Source organism: Methylobacterium sp. NEAU K (genome assembly GCF_030700285.1).
GTDB lineage: Bacteria > Pseudomonadota > Alphaproteobacteria > Rhizobiales > Beijerinckiaceae > Methylobacterium.
In genome coordinates this window covers 17,948-33,249 of the sequence record NZ_JAUYZJ010000034.1, presented here as the reverse complement: position 1 = coordinate 33,249, position 15,302 = coordinate 17,948, and the positions used below count along the sequence as shown (strand labels likewise).

Genomic DNA, 15,302 nt, shown 5'->3' with positions numbered 1-15,302 from the left:
AATTGCCGTGGCTGGATCCAACCGCCATCCTGGGAGGTCAGAGTCGCCAGCCTCTGGGGGATCGCGATGCGGCCGATCACGGCGTCACATGCCGTCGATCCGATGCCGCCGACACGCGACCCGTTCGACAGGATGCTGCTGGTGCAGTGCCTCGTCGAGGATCGGCGCCTCGTCACGGTCGACCGTGCCTTGCACACCCATCCTCTCGCGCCTCGCTTCGAGGAACCGAGGCCGCGGGCGGCCTAGCGCAAGAAATCCGAGAACCCGCCCCTGAGCGCGCCCGACGCGTCGGCGGCCGCCCGGGAGGCGGGGGCGACCAGCGCGTCGCGCTCGGCGGCGTAGAGATAGCCCGGCGCCTCGCCGGGGAAGCCGCCGGCCGTGGCCGGATGGGTGTAGAGTTCGGTCAGGCCGTCCGGGAGCTGCGCCAGCAGCGCCGCCACCCGGGTGGATGTCATGGCACCCGACCAGGCAAGCCCGAGGGTCCGGTCAGGGATCAGGAGGCCCGCCTGCCGGGCGCGCACGGCGAGCAGCGCCGCCCAGGGGGCGATGTCGAGGGCCGGTCGCGGACGCGCGCCGGGTTCGGCCCGGCGGAGGATCTCCCGCGGCTCGCGGGGAACGCGGATCGCCCGCATGCCGTAGCCGCGCCCGATGCGCAGAACGGCGCCCGCGATCAGCGGGTGGACGTGGAAGTGCTTGTGGGCGTTGACGTGATCCAGGGGCAGGCCGGTCGCCCGGTAGGCCTCGAACTGCGCCGCGATCTCGGCGGCGAGCTGGCGCCGGGCCGCGGGCTTCTTGGCGAGGTCGAGGCCAAGGCGGGCCATGTCGGCGCGCATCAGGCCGGCGGCATCCGTCAGGTCCGGCAGCTGCGCGGCCGGCAGGGTCGGCCAGGCCTCGACCAAAACGAGGTGGAGGCCGACCCGCAGGGAGGGCATCCGCCGGGCCCGGGCGACGGCGTCGGCTGCGGCGGGCGCCGCGACCATCAGGCTCGCCGCGGCCAGGATCCCCTCGCGGTGGGCCTGCTCGACGGCCTCGTTGACTTCGAGGCTCAGCCCGAAATCATCGGCCGTGACGACGAGTCGCTTCACGATCACCTCGTAACGGGTGTCGAGAGGGCGAGCCCTCTCGTAGGCCCAGGGCGGAGCCCTGGGAAAGGAGCGGGGCTTAAGCCCCGCGCTCCCCGCCGGGGCCGCAGGCCCCGGACCCCTTTGCTTTACGCCGCCTTGGCAGTGCCCTGGCGCTCCTTGAGGAAGCGGTAGAACTCGACGCCCTCGCGCAGGCGCCGCTTCATCATGTCGGGGGAGCGCACCATCTCGCTGACGATCGAGGCGATCTTCGGCGCCCGGAAGTAGAACTTCTTGTAGAACTCCTCCACCGAGGTGAAGATCTCGGTGTGCGACAGGTGCGGGTAGTGCAGCGGCGCGACCTGCACGCCGTTCTCGTCGACGAGCTCGGCGTTCTCGATGTCGAGCCAGCCGTTCTCCACCGCCTGCTTGTAGAGGAAGGTGCCCGGGTAGGGTGCCGCCAGCGAGACCTGGATCGTGTGCGGGTTGATCCGCTTGGCGAAGGCGATCGTCTCCTGGATCGTCTCCTTGGTCTCGCCGGGCAGGCCGAGGATGAAGGTCCCGTGGATGGCGATGCCGAGCTCGTGGCAATCCTTGGTGAACTTCTCGGCGACCTCGACGCGCATGCCCTTCTTGATGTTGTGCAGGATCGCTTGGTTGCCGGACTCGTAGCCGACCAGCAGCAGGCGCAGGCCGTTCTCCTTGAGCACCTTCAGGGTCTCGCGGGGCACGTTCGCCTTGGCGTTGCACGACCAGGTCACGCCGAGCTTGCCGAGCTCGCGGGCGATTTCTTCCGCACGCGGGAGGTTATCGGTGAACGTATCGTCGTCGAAGAAGAACTCCTTGGTCTGGGGGAACTCCTTCAGGCAGTACTTGATCTCCTCGATCACGTGGGCGACCGAGCGGGTGCGGTAGGTGTGGCCGCCGACCGTCTGCGGCCACAGGCAGAAGGTGCAGCGGCTCTTGCAGCCCCTCCCTGAGTAGAACGAGATGTAGGGGTGCTTCAGGTAGCCGATGAAATACTTCTCCATCTCCAGGTCGCGCTTGTAGACGCTGGTCACGAAGGGCAGCTGGTCCATGTCCGTCATGATCTCGCGGTCCTCGTTATGGACCACGACGCCGTTCGCATCGCGATAGGACAGGCCTTTGATCTGGGACATCGGGACGCCGTCGGCGACTTCCTTGACGGTGAAGTCGAACTCGTTGCGCGCGCAGAAATCGACCACCGGGGCCTGGGCCATCGCGCCGGCGGCGTCGACCGCGACCTTGGCACCGATCAGGCCGGCGATGAGCTTCGGATTCGCGGCCTTGAGCGCCTCGATGGTCTTCACGTCGGACTTGAACGACGGCACCGAGGTGTGAAGCACGACGAGGTCGAAATCCTTGGCCTGGGCCACGATCTCGGGGAGCTTGATGTTGTGCGGCGGCGCGTCGATCAACTTCGAGTTCGGCACCAGGGCGGCCGGCTGGGCCAGCCAGGTCGGATACCAGAACGACTTGATCTCGCGCTTGGCCTGGTAGCGAGAGCCGGCACCGCCGTCGAAACCGTCGAAGGTGGGAGCCTGGAGAAAGAGCGTGCGCATGGGGTTCAAGGCCTCAGGGCAATGCCGGGGGGAGGGCGGAGGGAGCGGAAGCCGGAATCAGCGGGTGGGTGCGCCGGCATCGCGGCCGAGGTCGGCGTCCGGGATCAGGGTACCGTCCGCAACCACGTGATAATCGTGACCTTTCCATGTCACCGACCCCGACACGAAGGCCCAGGAGAAGTTCAGGAAGGAGAGGATGTCGCGGATCGGCAACAGTCCGTAGGGGTGCGGGGCGAGGCCGAAGGCTCGCTCCAGCTGCCGGCAGAGGACGATCCGACCAGCCAGCGCCACGGCGGCCACCGCGAGCGCGCCCGTCCCGGCGCCGGGCAACAGCGCACCGACCAGGGCCAGAGGGAAGGCGTGGGTTACGACGGAGCCGGCATAGCCGGCCGGATCGACGGTGCGAATGGTGCGGTTCCAGCGCAGCTCGTGCCGCCACAGGCCGGAGAATTCGGTGTCGATGCTGGTATGGCCGATGGTGAAGCTCGGGATCACAATCCGGCCGCCGAGGCCGCGCAGGGCCGCTCCGATGGCGTAGTCGTCGGCGAGGTCGTTGCGGAAGCTGCGGAAGCCGCCCACCGCATCGAGACTTGCCCGGGTGAAGGCGACCGTCGAGCCGAAGCAGGGCTTGGCCAGACCGAGGCACAGGCCCATCACCACGTTCGGCAGGAACTGCGTGTCGATGGCGAGCGTCGAGAGCTGGTCGTAGAGGCCCCGGTAGGCCGGCACGCCGTGATACAGGCAGGTGACGCCGGAGACTCCCTCCTGCGACAGCTCGGCCACAAGTCGCTCCAGGTAGTCGGAGCCGACCACCATGTCGCTGTCGGCCAGCACCACCACGTCGTGGGCGATCAGCTCGGCCATGTTGATCAGGTTCGAGACCTTGCGGTTCGAGCCGTGCTGGCGCCCGTCGATCACGAGGTCGATGCGGGCCTCGGGATAGGCCTGCTTCAGCCGATCCACCACGCCGATGGCCGGGTCGGCGGCCTTCTGGACGCCGAACACCACCTGGACTTCGCCGGCATAGGCCTGGCGCAGCACGGTCTCGAGATTCTCGTAGAGGTTCGGCTCGAGGCCGCAGAGCGGCTTGAGCACCGTCACCGAGGGCCGGGGCGCTGCAGGCGCGAGCGCCGGGACGGGGCGCGCAGCATAGCGACCGGCGAAATAGGCGGCCGCGAGCGCGTAGAGGCAGCCCGCCGCCGCCAGGATCAGGCAGAGGAGCGAGAGCCACGACACGACGTGCAGCGCCAGCGAGGTGAGGTCCATCCGGTCGGGTCCGTGCGATCGTCCGGCCGCCTCAGGCGGCAATGGCCGCGCGCGGCCGGTTCAGGGCCGCACCCGCGGCGGCGCAGTTCACGGCGTCGGCTTGGCGGCGAGCATGCCGTCGGCGCGCTGGCGGAGGAACTTCACGACACCGTCGGCTCCGCCGGACTTCAGAGGAGCGGAGAGCGCGTTGCGCTGGGCGGCGATCTCGCTCACGTCGCCGTTGAGCAGGACGTCCTGGATGCGGCTTTCGGCGTTGACGACGAAATCGACCTCCGAATCGTCGCCGTCGGCGGCGGTGACGCGGGTCGGCACCACCCGCTGGCTGCCGCGCTCCTCCACCTTCGGGGTCACGTCGAACTTGCCGCCCGCGGCCCGGGCCAGACGATTGGCGTAGGTGACGGTCAGGCTGCGCTTGAACGCGTCGGTGACCGCCGCCTGCTGCTCCGGGGTGAAGCTCGACCATTTCGGGCCGACCGCGACGCGGGCCATGGCCGGGAAGTCGAAGGCCTTCTCGATCGCCGGCCCCACCGCCTCGACCCGCGCGGGCAGGGAGCCCGGGCCGTCCTTCAGCGCGGCGGAGAACGCAGCGTAGAGGTCGCGCACGGTCTGCACGGCGGGATCGTCCGCGGCCCGGGCCGAGGCCGGGACCAGCAGGGGGGCGGCCAGCAGGGCGGCGGCCGCGAGCCGACGGGTCAGGCGCACTTCTTGAACTCCTCGCCGTCGCCGAGCCGCGCACCCATGCGGGGCGGGGCGTAGCTGTAGAACGGCCCGAGCGTCGCGGGCTGCGGCACCATCTTGGCGCTGCGGCCGACGCCGGGCTCCGGCTCCTGCTCCTCGTCCGCCGGCGCCTCGAGCCGGAGCCGGGCCTCGATCCGGTGCCAGAGCAAGAGGCTCGGAATCCCCACGCCGAGGTCGGCGAAACGCTTGACCAGCGATAGGGCGAGCGCCGCCTCCGCGGGGATGTCGAACAGGCCGCAGAGGGCGATAAGGCCGCCCTCCTGGGCGCCGAGGGCACCGGGCACCGCGAAGGCCGCGCCGCGCACCGCCTGGGCGAGGCTCTCGATCACCAGGGCCTGCGCGAAGTCGACCGGGTAGCCCATGAAATGCAGGCAGACATAGACCTCCAGCGTCCCGATCACCCAGCCCAGGAAGTGGACCCCCACCGCCGAGGCGAAGCGGCCGTGGTTGCCGTACATCCGGCGCAGGCTGTCGTAGAGCTGGTCGATGGCGCCGAACGCCCGCCACTCGCGGCCCGACGCGAAGCGGCTCAGCAATCCCTGGATGATCCGGTGCCCGGCCCGACGCTGGATCAGGTAGAAGGCCCCGAGGGCGGGCACCGCCACGGCCAGCCCGCCCGCGACGGTGCGGGCGATGGGCCCGTCGCCGACGATCAGGACCAGGAGGCCCAGGCCGGCGATGGTGAACAGGAGCTGCGTCAGCGCCTGCGTCATCAGATCCACGAACATGCTGGCGCCCGCCAGCGCGCCCGGAACGCCGCGCTTGGCCATCAGGCGCGCGCCGACGAAGTCGCCGCCCACGGTGGCCACCGGCAGCAGCGTGTTGATCCCCTCGCGCACGAACCGGAGCGAGACGCAGTCGGCGAGCTTGGCCGCACCGGACGGGAACACGACGTACCAGCCGAGTCCCGCCCAGGCGACGGCCGCGATGCGGGCCACCACCACCAGAGCGGCGCCCCAGCCGGCACTCACGACGGCGGCCGACACATCCTCAAGCCCGGAGGACATGAACAGGCCGACAACCGTGCAGAGACCGGCGATCGAGGCCAAGGTCGTCAGGCGCTTCATTATCGTCTTTCAAGCTCGCGAGTCGCTTGATGCGGGAAATCGGTCACGGTCGCGGCAGAAATAGGTCCGTCCGACCGGGAACGTTGCTGTCACGTTGCAGCACGGATTAGCGGTGTCTATCACCCGTTTGACACACCGAGGGCCAAAGCGGTGCGGGGCCGAGGCGCCTACGCAGAAGACCGCGGCACGTCGCAGAAGGGGCACACGTCATGGAGCGCGAATCACCGGTCACGGCCTCCGAGGCCGTGACCGACGACACGCATGCCCGCGCCCCCTCGGGCGGGATGGCTTCGGGCGTGCCGGCTCCCCGATCGCCCGTCATGGCCTGGAACGAGTGGGATCCGCTGGAGGAGGTGATCGTCGGCTCCCTCGACGGCGCCACCATCCCGACCCACCACCTGACGGTGATCTTCAACCTGCCGCGGGCGGCACAGCCCTTCTACCGCTTCGCCAGCGGCTGGAAGTATCCGAGGTTCATGAAGAAGCTCGCCCAGGCCGAGCTCGACAACTTCATCACCATCCTGGCCGGCGAGGGCGTCAAGGTCCGCCGTCCCGACACCGTGGACTTCTCGCGCAAGTACAAGGCGCCGCGCTGGTCGTCCCGCGGTTTCTGCGTCGCCTGCCCGCGCGACCCGTACCTCGTCATCGGCGACGAGATCATCGAGAGCCCGATGTGCTGGCGCTCGCGCTATTTCGAGGGCGACGCCTACCGGTCGCTGTTCAAGGAATATTTCCGTGCCGGCGCACGCTGGACCTCGGCCCCGCGCCCGCAGCTCATCGATGACCTCTACAACTACGATTACCGGGTGCCGAACCTGAAGGCCGGCGAACCCATGCAGTTCACGGTCAACGAGTTCGAGCCGGTCTTCGACGCCGCCGACTTCGTGCGCTGCGGCCGCGACCTGTTCGTGACCCGGTCCAACGTGACGAACCTGATGGGCATCGAGTGGCTGCGCCGCCATCTCGGCCCGGGCTTCCGCATCCACGAGATCGAGAGCCGCTGCCCGCAGCCGATGCACATCGACTCGTCCTTCATGCCGCTCGCCCCCGGCAAAGTGCTGGTGAACCCGGACTACATCGACGTCGAGAAGCTCCCCGCCGTGCTCAAGAAGTGGGACGTGCTGATCGCGCCGCGCCCCGATCCGGTCTCGGGCTTCATGAGCAAGATCTCGATGTGCTCCCCCTGGACCTCGATCAACGTCCTGGCGATCACCGAGAAGAAAATCGTCGTCGACCAGAGCCAGCCGACGCTGATCAAGGCGCTCAAGGATTGGGGCTTCGATCCGATCCCGGCGCCGTTCCTCAGCTACGGCCCGTTCGGCGGGTCCTTCCACTGCGCCACCCTCGACGTGCGCCGCCGCGGCGTGCTGAAGTCGTATTTCTAGGGTCTGCGCGGTCTCCCTCCTCATCCGCGGGAGTGAGACCGCACCAGAGAGGTCTTTCGGGGACCAGGGAGATTTCTCGGCTTCCTTCTCCGGTTCACGACGCGACGGCGGCAAGACAAACCGCTTGGTCATTCCGGGGCGCCGTAGGCGAGCCCGGCCCCGGAGGGGCGCCAGAGGCGGCGATCCAGACCGGCGGACGGCGCAAGACCTTGATCTGGCGGAGGTTATGGATCCCGGGCTCCGCTTCGCGGCCCTGGGATGACAGGGCGCGCGCTCGAATGCCCGTGCAACGCCCAAGCATCTGCACGGAGTAATTTCTCTACTTGGTCGCGTCGCCTTGCGACGAGACCGGCCGATCACGGCCCCGCGATCCCCTCGATCAGCGCCCTGTTGAATCCTTCGGGATCGGACATCTGCGGCGCGTGGCCGAGCGCCGGGAATTCGACGAGCCTCGCGCCCGGGATCGCCCGGGCGGCCGCCCTGCCGAGTTCGGGATAGCGGCCGAGCTGCACCCGCGCTTCCGGCGGAGCGAGATCCTTGCCGATCGCCGTGTTGTCCTTCTGGCCGATCAACAGCAGGGTCGGCACCGCGATCTGCGGGAACCGGTAGACCACCGGCTCCGTGACAATCATGTCGTAGAGGAGGGCCGAGTCCCAGGCGACCGCCTCCTTGCCTGGGCCGCTGTTGAGGCCGGCCAGCATCGTCACCCAGGGCTCGTAGCGCGCCTCCCACCGGCCGGCGTAATAGGTCGCGGTCTCGTAGGCGCGGATCGACTCCGCAGAGACCTTCAGCTCGCGCTGGTACCATTGCTCCACCGAGGTCGGGGGCACGCCCTTGGCGCTCCAATCCTCCAGGCCGATCGGGTTGACCAGCACGAGCTGCTCGACGGCCTTCGGGTAGAGCAGGGCGTAGTGCGCGGCCAGCATGCCGCCGGTGGAATGGCCGATGAGGATCGGACGCGCGATCCCGAGCGTCTCCAGCAACGCGTGCGTGTTTTCGGCGAGCTGCCGGAAGGTAAACTGGTAGGCGACCGGCTTGCTCGACTTGCAGAAGCCGATCTGGTCGGGGGCGATCACCCGATAGCCGGCCCCGGCCAGGGCGCGGATCTGGCTCTCCCAGGTCGCGGCGCAGAAGTTCTTGCCGTGGAGCAGCACCGCGGTGCGCCCGTTCGGCGTGTCGGGCCGGACGTCGAGATAGGCCATCTGCAGGCGCTGGCGCTGCGCTGTGACGGGGAAGCGCTCCACCGGGAACGGATAGGCGAAGCCTTCGAGTTCCGGGCCGTAGACCGGGGGCGTGAGCGGTTCCGCCAGGGCGACGCCGGGGAGCGAGAGAGCTACGAGAGCGGACAGGAGGACGGATCGGAGCATGGGCTGCCTGGGAGCCTGATCTGGGGGCGGTGTGAGGCGTCGCGCCACCCGCCCGCCCAGATCGGGCATCCGGGCCGCCGTGTCCAATCCCGGGGCGCACCAGTCGAGCCGGGTGTCTTCGCGGCCACGCCGGGCTGCGCTATCTCCCGAGCGATCTCGCGCGTCCGGCCGGTTCCCGCCGCACTGCGCCTGCAGGAGTCCCCGATGGTGCGCCTCTCCGTCCTGGCTGTCCTCACCGGAGCCCTCGTCCTCGCCGCCCTGCCGGCCCGGGCGGCGGATGCCTGCGACGCGCTGACCGCCAAGGTGATCCGGCTCACGGGTGCCTCGCTCGCCGGCCGGGCCGGGGCCTACGCGGTGTTCCGGGCCCAGGACGCCGAGCGGATGAGCCTCGATTGCCGCGCGCCCGCCCGGATCACGATCGCCTCCCTCGATCGGGAGCCGTCGCCCGCCTACTTCGCCCTGGTCGGGCTGGCCGCCCGAGCGCTCACCGGAGCCGATGCGCCTGCCGCGGAGGTGCTGGCGCTCAACCTCCACCAGGACAGCCTGCTCGCGAGCGCCCCACGCCGCGGCGGCACAGGCCGGGCGCTGATGCTGTGCGAGACCGGTCCCCGGGCCGACGCGCTCCGGGACGACCTCACAGTCTGCCGGGTGGCGCTCCGGGTCGGGGTTTCGCGGATCCGCCGCGCGGGGTAGACCGGCGCCCATGTCGACCATCGATACGCCCGGTCCCGTCGTCCAAGTCGGCGGGGCGCGCTTCGCCAACCACCTGCCGCTGACGCTGATCGCCGGCCCGTGCCAGATGGAGGGGCGCAGCCACGCCCTGGAGATCGCCGCGGCGCTCAAGGAGATGGCGGCGGGCCTCGGGCTCGGCCTCGTGTTCAAGGCCTCGTTCGACAAGGCCAACCGCACCTCCGGCAGCGCCGCCCGGGGCATTGGCCTCGACGGGGCTCTGCCGGTCTTCGCCGAGATCCGCGAGTCCTTGAGCCTGCCGGTGCTCACCGATGTGCACGCGGCCGAGCAATGCGCCCGGGCCGCAGAGGCGGTGGACGTGCTGCAGATCCCGGCCTTCCTGTGCCGCCAGACCGACCTCCTCCTGGCCGCCGCCGCCACCGGGCGGGCGGTGAACATCAAGAAGGGCCAGTTCCTGGCACCGTGGGACATGGCGCACGTGGCCGCGAAGGTGACGGGCGCGGGCAATCCCAACGTGATCGTCACCGAGCGCGGCGCCTCCTTCGGCTACAACACCCTGGTCTCCGACATGCGCAGCCTGCCGATCATGGCGCAGGTGACGCAGGGCGCACCGGTGGTGTTCGACGCGACCCATTCCGTGCAGCAGCCGGGCGGGCAGGGCGCGAGCTCCGGCGGCCAGCGGGAATACGTCGCCGTGCTGGCCCGGGCCGCCGTGGCCGTTGGGGTCGCGGGCGTGTTCATCGAGACCCATCCCGATCCCGACCGGGCTCCCTCCGACGGCCCCAACATGGTGGCGCTGAAGGACATGCCGGCGCTGCTGGAGGAACTCTTCGCCTTCGACCGTCTCGCCAAACGCCGCTTCGCCTGAATCGGAAGACCGGGTTTCCACAGGGCCGGGCCGGTCGCCAGGGCGAAGCCCCGACGGATCGCAGGGCGCTACCCTGTACCCGCGGGAGGCCACGTCCTTTCGAAACCCGGCCTCCCGCGGATCGGTCCTTCAGACCGGCTCCAGGACGTGGATCCGCAAGGGCTGGACCAGAGCGTAACGGCCGTCAGTCTCGCGCTCGGCTGCTCTCAGGAAAGCCGCTTCCACGACAGGCCGCCGGGCCCGGATCGTCTCCTCGCGGGCCGGATCGACGACGCTGACCCGTGCCGCGAAGGCCTCGAGCGACACGAAGCTCTCCCGACGCTCCACCGTCAGGTCGCGCCGGCACGCGAAGGCGCCGTCGGCCAGAGCCGCCGCGATGGCCGCTTGAGCGGCGGCCCGGACTGCGGTCTCGTCCTCGATCGGCTGCAGGGCATCGAAGAAGCTGCCCCACGCCAGAGGCTCGACCACCACGAGGACGCCGCCCGGCACGAGAATCCGGGCAGCCTCGGCGAGGGCGGCAGCGGGGTCGGGCACGTGGTGGAGGGCATTGAGCAGCACGGCGCCGTCGAAGCTCGCATCGGGGAAGGGCAGGGCCTCGCCCGAGGCGATCTCGAACCGTGCCCCGGGCATGGCGGCCCGGGCCTTTGCCAGGGCCGCTTCCCCAGGATCGACGCCGGTCACTGCGGCGCCGTCCTCGGCCAGCCTCTTGGCGAGGGTCCCGGGCCCGCATCCGATGTCGAGGATGCGCTTGCCCGGGAGCGGCGCGAAGGTGTCGCGGATCAGCGTCAGGGCATCCATCAATCGGCTCTCCGGATCGACGCCGCATCGGTGCGGCCAAGCACGTCAGCGTTCTTCGCCTGGAACGGGACGCCGGGATAGACGTCATTCCCGCGGTTGCCGCCCAAGGCGGCGATAGACTGGGACGGGGTCGACAGATCACCCAGGGACGCGGGCCTCCCGCCGTCGATCAATCCGGAAAATATTCGCAAGACCACGAACCGAACCTCAACCATCCCATGCGTCGGACTTCGGCGCCCGCGAGGGTGTGGGGAAATGAACAGCTATTCAGGCCATGGCCAGCACCGGAAATCATGCTCGAAAACTTGGAACCGACCGCCGTGCGGCCACGTTGAGGAGCATGTTCGATCGAGGATCGAGAAGGAACATTATGCGCAAGATCGGTATCATCGCCACTGCCGCCGCTCTGGCCCTCGGCAGCGTCGCCGCCACCACCGGCGCCGAGGCGCGTCCGTATGGCTTCCACGGTGGTTATGGCCATGGCTACGGTCACGGCTACTACCGCGGCCGTCGCGGCATCGGCACCGGTGCCGCCATCGGCCTCGGCATCGCCGGCCTGGCAGCCGGTGCGGTCGCCGCCGGTGCGGCCCGCGATTACTACGGTGGGCCGGCCTACGGCGGGTACGGCTATGCCGCCCCGGCCTATGGCTACGGTGCGCCGGCCTACGGCTACTACGGCGCACCCTACTAAGGCCCGCGTTCCGAACGGTTCGGAAGGCGACCGGCGCGAGCCGGTCGCCTTTTGGCGTTCGGCTCAGCGCCCGCGGTAAGGGGCGACCCCCGTATCGGGCAGCCATACCGTCTTGGGCGGCTCGCCGGTCTGCCAGAACACGTCGATCGGGATGCCCCCGCGCGGATACCAGTATCCGCCGATCCGCAGGTAGCGCGGCTCCAGCAGGTCACGGAGCCGCTTGCCGATCGCCACCGTGCAATCCTCGTGGAAGGCCCCGTGGTTGCGGAAGGCGCCGAGGTAGAGCTTCAGCGACTTCGACTCCACCAGCCAGGCGCCGGGCACGTAGTCGATCACCAAGATTGCGAAATCCGGCTGGCCGGTCACCGGGCAGATCGAGGTGAACTCGGGCGCGGTGAAGCGCGCCACATAGTCGGTGTCGGCGTGCGGGTTCGGCACCCGATCGAGGCGGGCGTCGGTGGGCGAGGCGGGCAGCTGCGTCGGCTGGCCGAGCTGGAGCGTGTCGGGCGTGGTCATCGCGTCCGTATAATGCGGCGCGCGCCCGGGCGCACCCATCCGCGGCGCGACGAAATCTTCATGCCCATTCCCGCAGGGTCCCCGCCGATCGTCGGCGCATGGTCGATCCACGATCGACCCGAGATGGCACGTCTGTACGTCCTGGATGTCGCCACGCCGGCGTCCGTCCCGGTGACAGGCTCGGTCCCGCCGGCTCGCGCCGCCGGGTGCGGCGAGGACGACGCGACCCAGGGCATCCCCGCCGCCCTCACCCGTCACGACCGGTGCGCCCGCGACGAGGCGCAGCTGCGCAGGGTCAATCACTCCCTCGCGGGGAACCGCGCCCGGCATCCGGTCCCGGCGCGACCGCCCTGGAAGTCGAGACTGTCACGGCGCCTGCACAGACAGAGCCTACCCCGGCGCTTGCCGCCGACCGCGGCTTGACGGATAAGCCGCCGCTATGCGCCGCACCCCGGATCCCGGGTGCGGCAGCCGACCCGCGGCCCCGCGAGAGGACGTTCCATGACCGCGATCACCAATATCAGCGCCCGCGAGATCCTCGACAGCCGCGGCAACCCCACGGTCGAGGTCGACGTGCTCCTGGAGGACGGCTCCTTCGGCCGCGCCGCGGTTCCGTCGGGCGCCTCCACGGGCGCGCACGAGGCGGTCGAGCTGCGCGACGGCGACAAGAGCCGCTTCCTCGGCAAGGGCGTCCTGAAGGCGGTCGAGGCGGCCCAGACCGAGATCCTGGACGCGATCGGCGGCATGGAGGCCGAGGATCAGGTCGCCGTCGACGAGGCGATGATCGAGCTCGACGGCACGCCCAACAAGGCGCGCCTCGGGGCAAACGCGATCCTGGGCGTCTCGCTGGCGGTGGCCAAGGCGGCGGCCGAGGCCTCGGGCCTGCCGCTCTACCGCTACGTCGGCGGCGTGCAGGGACGGGTCCTACCGGTGCCGATGATGAACATCATCAACGGCGGCGCCCATGCCGACAACCCGATCGACTTCCAGGAATTCATGATCATGCCGGTGGGCGCGGAGTCCCTCGCGGACGCCGTGCGCATGGGCTCCGAGGTGTTCCACACCCTTAAGGGCAAGCTGAAGAAGGCAGGGCACAACACTAACGTCGGCGACGAGGGCGGCTTCGCCCCGAACCTGCCCTCGGCCGAGGCCGCCCTCGACTTCGTGATGGACGCGATCGCGGCCGCCGGGTTCAAGCCGGGGACCGACATCGCCCTGGCGCTGGACTGCGCCGCCACCGAGTTCTTCAAGGACGGGGCCTACGCTTACGAGGGCGAGGGCGCGACCCGCACCATCGAGGCCCAAGTGGATTACCTCGCCCAGCTTGCCGCCAACTACCCGATCCTGTCGATCGAGGACGGCATGTCCGAGGACGATTGGGCCGGCTGGAAGCTCCTGACCGACAAGATCGGCGACCGGTGCCAGCTCGTGGGCGACGACCTGTTCGTCACCAACGTCGAGCGTCTGTCCCGCGGCATCGCCGACGGAACCGCGAACTCGATCCTGATCAAGGTCAACCAGATCGGCTCGCTGACCGAGACACTGGCCGCCGTCGATATGGCCCAGCGCGCCGGCTACACCGCGGTCATGTCGCACCGCTCGGGCGAGACTGAGGATTCGACCATCGCGGATCTCGCGGTCGCCACCAATTGCGGGCAGATCAAGACCGGCTCGCTGGCCCGCTCGGACAGACTGGCCAAGTACAACCAGCTGATCCGCATCGAGGAGGGGCTGGGCCCGCAGGCGCTCTACGCCGGCCCCTCGGCGATCAAGCACCTCGCCCGCCGCTGAACGGGCGCACCACAGCGGACCGGATCCCACGCCGAAGGGGCGCGTGGCCCGGCCCCGTCGCGGATCCCAGGGTTTTCACGCATCGCCAACGGACGAGACCCACGGCCGGATACGCGCGCGCGTTTCTCTGCCCCCTCTGCGGGAGCGGGAAGCGCGCGGCAGCTCGGGGCGGCGCGCCATCCGGGAGACTTCGGCTGCCGGCGATCTTCACCCCGGCGGCAAGGTCCAGACCCGTTGCGGGCGCGCCAAGCCCCGCAACGTCACCGTGCCGACCGATTCGAGCACCCGGCCGCACCGCTCGGCGAAGGAATCCGAGATCAGCAGCGAGCGGCCGAGCGCCTCGCACTGGCTCTCGATCCGGCTCGCCTCGTTCACCGCCCGCCCGATCACCGTGAAGTCGAGGCGGCGCTCGGTGCCGACATTGCCGTAGACCACCGTGCCGAAATGCACGACGCAGTCGGCCGAGAGCTCCGGCAGCCCCGCCGCGCGGCGCCGCGCGTTGAGCGCCTCGTTGGCCGCGAGCGCGTCGGCCGCGGCGTCGAGGGCGCTGGCGCAGACGGGGCAGGGGAGGATGCCGGCATCCGGTACCGGGAAGATCGCCAGGAAGCCGTCGCCGAGGAATTTCAGGATCTCGCCGCCGTGCCGCGCAACCGGATCGCCCAGCGCATCGAAATGCTCGTTGAGCCACGTGACCATGTCGTAGGGATCGGCCCGGTCGGACAGGGCCGTGAAGGGGGTTCGGAATGAAGGAGAGCCCCTGGTCGAGGTGCCAGTTCAGGCTGACGCCGCGCACCATCGGGTCGATGGCCGGCGTCATGACGCTGACCCGCCACAGCGGCACACCCGCATCGCACAGCGTCTCGCAGACCCGGGCAAGCATGGTGTCGTGGTCGTCGGTCGCGGTGGCGTGCTCGGCGATCCAGCGCGTGAGGTCGGCCATGTCCATGTACCCGGGTTTGCTCCCTCGATCCGGCATCTCGGCGATCTTACCCGCGGGGCACGATCCCGCAGCCGCGAAAAGCTCCATTAACCTTTCCGCGCGAGGCTCGCGCCATGGTCGTCCGCCGCCGCGTCAGAATGGTCGTGTTGCCGCTGGGTCTCTGGACCCTGTCGGCGCTCGTGGTCGGCTTCTTCGTGTGGCAGGCCGAGAGCGGCAACCGCGGCCTCGAAGCCAAGAAGGCGCTGAAGATCCGCGCCTACGGCCTCAGCCAGGAACTCGCCGCCGCCAAGGCCGAGCGCGCGACCTGGGAGCATCGGGTGGCGCTGCTGAAGAGCGACCAGATCGACCGCGATCTCCTGGAAGAGCGGGCGCGGATCGTGCTCGGACGCGTCCACGCCAACGACGTCGTCATCATCACGCCCTGAACATCCGCGCGCGGCGACCCACAACGTCAGGTCCTGTCTGACAAGAGCGGCCGCCTGTCAGAGTGGCAGCCCTCGCTTTCCATCCGACGCTGTCCTACACCCCCTTCCAGTCGCGT

Annotated in this window: 15 protein-coding genes and 1 pseudogene; 7 read left to right on the top strand and 9 right to left on the bottom strand. The window is 69.8% G+C overall.

The features are described from left to right. Window positions 1-57: 57 nt before the first annotated feature. Window positions 58-246 (top strand): annotated as a pseudogene (locus Q8W67_RS21925) (hypothetical protein); the annotation flags it as partial. Here Q8W67_RS21925 and hpnK read toward each other — a convergent pair. The 5 genes from hpnK to Q8W67_RS21900 all read right to left on the bottom strand — a co-directional run bounded on the left by hpnK (window position 243) and on the right by Q8W67_RS21900 (window position 5,715). Further along, on the bottom strand, window positions 243-1,085 hold the full coding sequence (hpnK, locus tag Q8W67_RS21920; RefSeq protein WP_305549888.1) for a hopanoid biosynthesis-associated protein HpnK: 843 nt from the start codon (window positions 1,083-1,085) through the stop codon (window positions 243-245). The pseudogene Q8W67_RS21925 and the gene hpnK sit on opposite strands and share 4 nt — an antisense overlap. 125 nt (window positions 1,086-1,210) lie before the next feature. Then, window positions 1,211-2,644 (bottom strand): hopanoid biosynthesis associated radical SAM protein HpnJ, encoded by a 1,434-nt coding sequence (gene hpnJ, locus Q8W67_RS21915; protein WP_305549886.1) that lies wholly within the window; start codon window positions 2,642-2,644, stop codon window positions 1,211-1,213. 57 nt (window positions 2,645-2,701) lie between these two features. Beyond that, complete coding sequence (hpnI, locus tag Q8W67_RS21910; RefSeq protein WP_305549885.1) at window positions 2,702-3,910, bottom strand: bacteriohopanetetrol glucosamine biosynthesis glycosyltransferase HpnI; 1,209 nt, start codon at window positions 3,908-3,910, stop codon at window positions 2,702-2,704. An 87-nt stretch (window positions 3,911-3,997) separates the two neighbouring features. Further along, window positions 3,998-4,612: a phospholipid-binding protein MlaC gene (locus Q8W67_RS21905; protein ID WP_305549884.1), complete on the bottom strand. Its 615-nt coding sequence runs from the start codon at window positions 4,610-4,612 to the stop codon at window positions 3,998-4,000. Further along, entirely contained in the window at window positions 4,603-5,715 is a 1,113-nt protein-coding gene (locus Q8W67_RS21900) for a flippase-like domain-containing protein (RefSeq protein ID WP_305549883.1), read from the bottom strand. Before Q8W67_RS21900 ends, Q8W67_RS21905 begins: the two co-directional genes overlap by 10 nt. Before the next feature lie 209 nt (window positions 5,716-5,924). On the opposite strand from Q8W67_RS21900, the gene Q8W67_RS21895 reads away from it, so the two are divergent. Then, on the top strand, window positions 5,925-7,100 hold the full coding sequence (locus tag Q8W67_RS21895; protein WP_305549882.1) for an amidinotransferase: 1,176 nt from the start codon (window positions 5,925-5,927) through the stop codon (window positions 7,098-7,100). Between the two features lie 356 nt (window positions 7,101-7,456). On the opposite strand, the gene Q8W67_RS21890 is transcribed toward Q8W67_RS21895, so the two are convergent. After that, on the bottom strand, window positions 7,457-8,467 hold the full coding sequence (locus Q8W67_RS21890) for an alpha/beta fold hydrolase (protein ID WP_305549881.1): 1,011 nt from the start codon (window positions 8,465-8,467) through the stop codon (window positions 7,457-7,459). A 204-nt stretch (window positions 8,468-8,671) separates the two neighbouring features. On the opposite strand from Q8W67_RS21890, the gene Q8W67_RS21885 reads away from it, so the two are divergent. Both Q8W67_RS21885 and kdsA read left to right on the top strand, forming a co-directional pair. Continuing rightward, window positions 8,672-9,160: a hypothetical protein gene (locus Q8W67_RS21885; protein ID WP_305549880.1), complete on the top strand. Its 489-nt coding sequence runs from the start codon at window positions 8,672-8,674 to the stop codon at window positions 9,158-9,160. Window positions 9,161-9,170: 10 nt separating this feature from the next. Next, entirely contained in the window at window positions 9,171-10,025 is an 855-nt protein-coding gene (kdsA, locus tag Q8W67_RS21880; RefSeq protein ID WP_305549879.1) for a 3-deoxy-8-phosphooctulonate synthase, read from the top strand. Window positions 10,026-10,154: 129 nt separating this feature from the next. Here kdsA and Q8W67_RS21875 read toward each other — a convergent pair whose 3' ends face one another. Next, window positions 10,155-10,823, bottom strand: a complete 669-nt coding sequence (locus Q8W67_RS21875; RefSeq protein WP_305549877.1) for a bifunctional 2-polyprenyl-6-hydroxyphenol methylase/3-demethylubiquinol 3-O-methyltransferase UbiG — start codon at window positions 10,821-10,823, stop codon at window positions 10,155-10,157. 370 nt (window positions 10,824-11,193) lie between these two features. On the opposite strand from Q8W67_RS21875, the gene Q8W67_RS21870 reads away from it, so the two are divergent. Further along, a complete protein-coding gene (locus tag Q8W67_RS21870; protein ID WP_305549875.1) occupies window positions 11,194-11,514 on the top strand; it encodes a hypothetical protein in 321 nt (106 codons plus the stop codon). A gap of 63 nt (window positions 11,515-11,577) precedes the next feature. Here the strand turns inward: Q8W67_RS21870 and queF are convergent, their stop codons facing one another. Continuing rightward, a complete protein-coding gene (gene queF / locus Q8W67_RS21865) occupies window positions 11,578-12,030 on the bottom strand; it encodes a preQ(1) synthase (protein ID WP_305549874.1) in 453 nt (150 codons plus the stop codon). A 501-nt stretch (window positions 12,031-12,531) separates the two neighbouring features. On the opposite strand from queF, the gene eno reads away from it, so the two are divergent. Continuing rightward, the gene (gene eno / locus Q8W67_RS21860) at window positions 12,532-13,821 is read left to right on the top strand and encodes a phosphopyruvate hydratase (RefSeq protein WP_305549873.1); all 1,290 of its coding nucleotides are present in this window, start codon (window positions 12,532-12,534) and stop codon (window positions 13,819-13,821) included. A gap of 207 nt (window positions 13,822-14,028) precedes the next feature. Here the strand turns inward: eno and Q8W67_RS21855 are convergent, their stop codons facing one another. Then, window positions 14,029-14,517, bottom strand: a complete 489-nt coding sequence (locus tag Q8W67_RS21855; RefSeq protein ID WP_370693931.1) for an adenylate/guanylate cyclase domain-containing protein — start codon at window positions 14,515-14,517, stop codon at window positions 14,029-14,031. Window positions 14,518-14,874: 357 nt separating this feature from the next. Between Q8W67_RS21855 and Q8W67_RS21850 the strand changes: the two genes are divergently transcribed. After that, window positions 14,875-15,186, top strand: a complete 312-nt coding sequence (locus tag Q8W67_RS21850) for a septum formation initiator family protein (protein WP_305549872.1) — start codon at window positions 14,875-14,877, stop codon at window positions 15,184-15,186. Window positions 15,187-15,302: the final 116 nt, after the last annotated feature.

Coding starts and splice junctions, on each gene's coding strand:
- hpnJ (WP_305549886.1), bottom strand. CDS start 2,644: ATGCGCACGCTCTTTCTCCAGGCTCCCACCTTCGACGGTTTCGACGGC.
- hpnI (WP_305549885.1), bottom strand. CDS start 3,910: ATGGACCTCACCTCGCTGGCGCTGCACGTCGTGTCGTGGCTCTCGCTC.
- Q8W67_RS21900 (WP_305549883.1), bottom strand. CDS start 5,715: ATGAAGCGCCTGACGACCTTGGCCTCGATCGCCGGTCTCTGCACGGTT.
- Q8W67_RS21895 (WP_305549882.1), top strand. CDS start 5,925: ATGGAGCGCGAATCACCGGTCACGGCCTCCGAGGCCGTGACCGACGAC.
- Q8W67_RS21890 (WP_305549881.1), bottom strand. CDS start 8,467: ATGCTCCGATCCGTCCTCCTGTCCGCTCTCGTAGCTCTCTCGCTCCCC.
- Q8W67_RS21885 (WP_305549880.1), top strand. CDS start 8,672: ATGGTGCGCCTCTCCGTCCTGGCTGTCCTCACCGGAGCCCTCGTCCTC.
- kdsA (WP_305549879.1), top strand. CDS start 9,171: ATGTCGACCATCGATACGCCCGGTCCCGTCGTCCAAGTCGGCGGGGCG.
- Q8W67_RS21875 (WP_305549877.1), bottom strand. CDS start 10,823: ATGGATGCCCTGACGCTGATCCGCGACACCTTCGCGCCGCTCCCGGGC.
- Q8W67_RS21870 (WP_305549875.1), top strand. CDS start 11,194: ATGCGCAAGATCGGTATCATCGCCACTGCCGCCGCTCTGGCCCTCGGC.
- queF (WP_305549874.1), bottom strand. CDS start 12,030: ATGACCACGCCCGACACGCTCCAGCTCGGCCAGCCGACGCAGCTGCCC.
- eno (WP_305549873.1), top strand. CDS start 12,532: ATGACCGCGATCACCAATATCAGCGCCCGCGAGATCCTCGACAGCCGC.
- Q8W67_RS21855 (WP_370693931.1), bottom strand. CDS start 14,517: ATGGTCACGTGGCTCAACGAGCATTTCGATGCGCTGGGCGATCCGGTT.
- Q8W67_RS21850 (WP_305549872.1), top strand. CDS start 14,875: ATGGTCGTCCGCCGCCGCGTCAGAATGGTCGTGTTGCCGCTGGGTCTC.